Raw genomic sequence first — 4,960 nt, 5'->3', positions numbered from 1 at the left:
GGTCTCCAGCCGCGCTTCGGGCGGCGGACGCCTTGGCCCATTCGGTCGGGGAGAGGGAAATCCGATAGGTGAAGACGGTGGTTTCGTGCGTAAAGTTCCCCCCCTCTTTTATTGGAGAACAGTTGTTTCTATTATACGCTTGGTCTATGGCGAATTCAAGCGACTACCGCACCGGCAGACATTGTATTTTCGCCTTACACGTGCATTGGGTCTTTGTGGCGAAGTATCGGCGGTTGGTCTTCACGAAAGAGATCTTGGAGGATCTGCGGGCCATCTTTTCCAACGTGTGCCAGGACTTTGAAGCGACGCTGGAAGAATTCGACGGCGAGCGAGATCATGTGCATTTGCTGATCACATACCCGCCAAAAGTCGCGATTTCTCGACTGGTGAATAGCCTCCAGGGCGTCTCATCCCGACTGATCCGTAAGAAGCACTATCCGAGCATTGAGCGGGAGCTGGGGGGCGGCAGCCTCTGGTCGCCGAGTTATTTTGCCGATCGGCGGGGGGAGCCCCTCGCTCCATCATTCGGCAATACATCGAACAACAGGACACCCCGGATTGACCCCTACTACAGGGTCAGCGCCTTATATCTCCGCCCTGAACGGCGTTTTACGGCGCATCTGATAAATTGTGCCCGTCGGTGTGATCCTGGTCACGACGTCATTGGAGGGTGAACCGTAAGCTCTTCATGGACACACACTTTGAGCAATAGGAGGTACCGCTTTCGATGTCTGAGCCAGTCATTATCATCAACGCACCGATGTTGCCCCCGCCGGTTAAGCACCAGACGATTTTAGCAACCTTTGACGCCGTCCCCAAGGGATTTTCGGCACTTCTTATCAACGACCACGATCCCAAGCCGCTTTTGTATCAGTTGGACGCGGAACAACCCGGTGTATTTTCAGTGGAGTACCAAGAATCGGGTCCCACGCGGTATGCCATTTTATTGACACGGAATTAAGCGTGACTCAAGAGACGATGGGGCGGCACGTTGCCGCCCCCGTTCATTTATCGCGCTAAATCGGGGCGATAGGTTCCCGGTTGCTCCGCTTTAAGACTAATCGCCCAGCGATTCCAGGAATTAATCGCGATGACGCCGGCCGTCAAAGCCGCAATCTCACGCGGGCTAAATTGCTCTTCAAGCGCTTGGTATACGGTGTCAGAGACTCCTTCGGATATTTTTGTTACGGCTTCGGCCCATTGGAGCGCGGCACGTTCCCGTGGTGAATAAAAAGGGGCGTCGCGCCACGCGGATAGCGCATAAATACGTTGTTCCCGCTCGCCCGCGTTTCGTGCCTCCTTGGTATGCATGTCCAGGCAGTAGGCACACCCGTTTATCTGAGAAACACGGATTTTCACCAATTCAAGGATTTCCCGAGGGATTCCAGCATGGTGGGCGACCGACTCTAACTGCACCATAGCGTCCCGTGCTTCGGGTAACACGGTACTCCAATCTAGTCGTAAAGATCCATCAAGATTTTCACTCATCTAGGCATCCCCTCCTGTTTACGAGCATGCCACACCTTGCCGAAAATGGCGTGATGTGCATCACACCTCCGCAGTGGGGAGTTCTTTAGGGGGATTATGGGAAGTCTCTCGTTGGGGATAGACCGTTGTCGCCTCGGTGAATGGGGAGGACGCCGAGCTAAAGCATGATCATTGGTGTAACCTCAATTATCCCCGCGTCGTTGTGGCAGATTAAGAGGACACAACAGATGAAAGCGTGTCTTAATGAGCCTCGGCTCTTGGGAGATTGGGCGCGCCGGTTTACGGAGTGACCGAACCAGGTTGGCGTAGCGTTTGATGGGTGTAGTATTCCCCGTTGTCAGTAGAGATAAAGGGGGTTGCCATGGCGACCATTGAGAAACTTGCTGCCGTCGGCTTCGCCATGATGGTATTCGCTGCTGGCTGTGGCACGGTGTCCGCGGCTGGGACTCGGCCCCGATCAACGGCTGTGGCATCGACACGCAGGGGCTCCACCAGCAGACCGCCCCTTCCATCGTGTCCAGCTCCAATATCTCTTGGCCAAACCGAGTTGCCGCCAAACAACGCCAGTACCGCTACCCTCAGATTACTCAATGACTACGTCCGACATCATCCCCGCATCTGGTCCACTAAAGTATTTGAACCGTATCAGCCGTCCAATGTCCAAGAGGGCCTTGCACGCCAATCGCCTTATGCCTCGGATTTGGCCAATGCTTGCGGCCCATCTATCGTCGGCCAGTTGTGGTGGATTGCCACAGGGGAGCCGAATATCCCTTTCAACCAATTCGCCAAACGCTCACCAGCTTTGATTATCAATTATTACTTCGACTTTTCCAAAACGGGGCAGCCTCATCTCGTCTATCGAGAGTAGTGCTTTGCCTGTTGCAAGGGGCCTTGCGGTCCATTAATGGGCTCTCTTTATGGACCTCTGTCTCGACGGCATGTCCCCTGGGGCCCGGCACACGGCTTCTCGGAAGGACGTCTGAAGGTGCTTGGCCAGCGCCAAGCCGATACGGGGCATCCTCGGTCGTCCCCAAGAAGGCTCTCCGTTCGGGCACTGACCCGTAAGCAAGCGTCATCCTGGCCGCCGTGAAATCCCGACTGAAATATCGCGGGTGACGTCGATGGCCTACGGTGATGGTCCACCTGACCCGATGGGCAGTGCCATGGGACATATGGTATAGTTGGATTCCTAAACCCGGTTCATGCTGTGGTTCCACCCCTGAGCGGCACAACGGGGCGGGTCTGGAGAGAAACCGGTCCCGGCGATCGTGAAAGGAACGGATTTACATGTCCGAAACACCCGATGCGGTTGCAGTACCCCCATCCCCGTGGCGGCAGGTATTCAATCCCCGCGTGACCCTCCTGCTTGTCGTTGCGCTGCTGTCAGCTACAACATTTTACATGGTCGAACCATTTTTCTTGATTTATTTTCGGCATGCCCAGGGCCTGTCAACCTCGGAGTCCGGGCTGCTGGTTTCAGTGCCCTTTTTGGCGGTCATGCTACTCGGCCTGGCAGGCGGATACGTCGCTGATCGAATAGGCGTCGTGCGAGCCTATACGCTTGGACTTCTGGTTTATGGTTTAAGCGTGGGGGCGGTGGCTCTCGTCCATCGCTTCGTGGACCTTCTCCTTCTCATGATCATAGCGGGGCTGGCGATGTCTGTCACGTCGGGTGGGATTCAGAGTATCCTCAATCTGACTGCCTCTCCTACGCATCGGGGCATCTTGCAAAATTATCTCTATTGGATTAATAACGTGGGTGCTCTGTTGGGGCTGCTCATGGCTTCCGAACTCTTAAGGGCAGGACAATCGAACGTCCCCATCATGCTCCTGAGCGCCGTGCGCGTTGCCATGTTTATCGTCTTGGTCATCCTGTTTTGGAGAGATCGCTCCGCTGCTTCCGTCGACGCGTCGAAGCCGGTACTGGCGTCGGAGCGTCCTCGGCTGTTGCCGGTGGTCAAGGGGGTCCTGGCCGATAAGCCATTACGTTACACGGTAGTCTCGATGTTTCTACTAACAATCATGGAGTCGCAATTGGATTCCACCGTCCCGCTGTACTTCACCGAACACTTCCGCGACGGGGTTGCCGTCTTTGGTCCCATCGTCGCTCTCGGCACCGTCGTCGTAGTGGCCTGTCAGCCGCTGGCTCTGAAAGTGTCGGCGCGCAAGAATTCTACCGCCACATTCAGTGTGGGCGCGCTGTTGACTGGAATAGGGTTGACTCTCGGCGGTACCATCGGCTCCGTTTGGGCGTGGGTCATGGGCATGTTTTTCTACTCCATGGGGGAGGTGCTGTGGGCGATTGAGCTCAACAATCGCGTCAGCGCTTTGCCGCGCGAGGAAAGCACAGCGTCATATTTTGGTGCCGTGGGAATGGCGCAAAATGCGGCATTTTTTATCGGAATAGCACTAGGAAGCCTGGCATTTCACGTCTTCGGTGCATCTGCGGTGTTTGGCAGCATGCCAATCATCGGGATAATCGTAGGTTTTTTCTTCGCGCGCGGCGCAGCAGGAAACGGGGACTCCCGGCGGGAGGCAAACGTTTAAGCCAATGCCGGATCGAAAGCCTGATAGAGGGCGTGCTATGGGAGAGCCACGTTGAGTCGAGGTCCCCGGGTTGAGCGCTTAGGTTGGGGTTGGAGCATCAGGAAGGAGATTTAATAGGGCGATCTATACCCAGAGGGGATGTCGCTTAGGTGATCCACGCCCTATCCCACCGGAACACACCGCCGCCTCTCTGATGCCCTGGCCGTCCTGGACGTCAAATATATGGCGTCTCGACCCCTGACTTGTCCCGCCCCTTGGACCGAGCTCTTAAGATCGTCGCCGATGCGCCCCCCAGTGTCGGATACCCAGTACACGTCATCATTCCAAAACGACGCAATGGGCACCACGTGTTCTTCGGCCGCAGGGCTCAGGGATGGCACAACGAACCACACCGGATCCCCGGCCTACCCGAAGGCGTCCCGCCATTCCGCCCAATGAATGCTAAGCCCATGCCGTAAGGCAGCCTAAAACCATTTCCGATTATCGGCGGAACCTGGACGCCCCAGGAGATTGCAGGCGCGCCAGGCCGAAAAGCCACGGGGTTAAGGGACTATGCTGGCCCGGTCCCGATCATGGGGCTCGGGTCCCTGATGTCGAGCAAGGTGTGCGCGCCGCCCGGGGATACGGTACGGGAGGCAAGGCGCTCATTGGGGAACGGTCCGATCGCTCGGCTTCCCGGCACACCTAATCGTAGCGCCACGCCGACAGGTGACAGCGGGGACTATCGTCGGCTGACGTTAGTCATCCACCTGCGGCACAGAGAACCGGCTGTGGTCACGGAAGTGTCAGATTGCGAATACCGTACTCGAAAGACCTTTCCACCCCGGGCGAGTTTGGTTCCTACGACAAAGCGTCCTGTAGAGATGTGATTTCGGCGGACTTTGACAGTTGAGGAAAAAATCCCCCCGTTGGTACGGTTGTGGTG

At 56.5% G+C, this 4,960-nt stretch carries 4 protein-coding genes and 1 pseudogene; 4 read left to right on the top strand and 1 reads right to left on the bottom strand.

Annotated features, from left to right (window positions below):
* Positions 1 to 146 precede the first annotated feature (146 nt).
* Positions 147 to 562 (top strand): annotated as a pseudogene (gene tnpA, locus HIJ39_RS21350) (IS200/IS605 family transposase).
* Between the two features lie 165 nt (positions 563 to 727).
* Entirely contained in the window at positions 728 to 961 is a 234-nt protein-coding gene (locus tag HIJ39_RS21345; RefSeq protein ID WP_169103062.1) for a DUF2249 domain-containing protein, read from the top strand.
* A gap of 47 nt (positions 962 to 1,008) precedes the next feature.
* Here the strand turns inward: HIJ39_RS21345 and HIJ39_RS21340 are convergent, their stop codons facing one another.
* Positions 1,009 to 1,488, bottom strand: coding sequence for a carboxymuconolactone decarboxylase family protein (locus tag HIJ39_RS21340; RefSeq protein ID WP_169103061.1), 480 nt, complete (start codon positions 1,486 to 1,488; stop codon positions 1,009 to 1,011).
* Between the two features lie 361 nt (positions 1,489 to 1,849).
* On the opposite strand from HIJ39_RS21340, the gene HIJ39_RS21335 reads away from it, so the two are divergent.
* Together HIJ39_RS21335 and HIJ39_RS21330 are read left to right on the top strand one after the other, a co-directional pair.
* Positions 1,850 to 2,356, top strand: coding sequence for a hypothetical protein (locus tag HIJ39_RS21335; protein WP_169103060.1), 507 nt, complete (start codon positions 1,850 to 1,852; stop codon positions 2,354 to 2,356).
* Between the two features lie 419 nt (positions 2,357 to 2,775).
* Positions 2,776 to 4,035: an MFS transporter gene (locus tag HIJ39_RS21330; RefSeq protein ID WP_169103059.1), complete on the top strand. Its 1,260-nt coding sequence runs from the start codon at positions 2,776 to 2,778 to the stop codon at positions 4,033 to 4,035.
* Positions 4,036 to 4,960: the final 925 nt, after the last annotated feature.

Source organism: Sulfobacillus harzensis, from assembly GCF_012933365.1.
GTDB classification, from domain to species: Bacteria; Bacillota; Sulfobacillia; order Sulfobacillales; family Sulfobacillaceae; genus Sulfobacillus_B; species Sulfobacillus_B harzensis.
The sequence above is the reverse complement of the archived record's forward strand: the minus strand, read 5'-3'. Positions and strand labels throughout refer to the sequence as shown.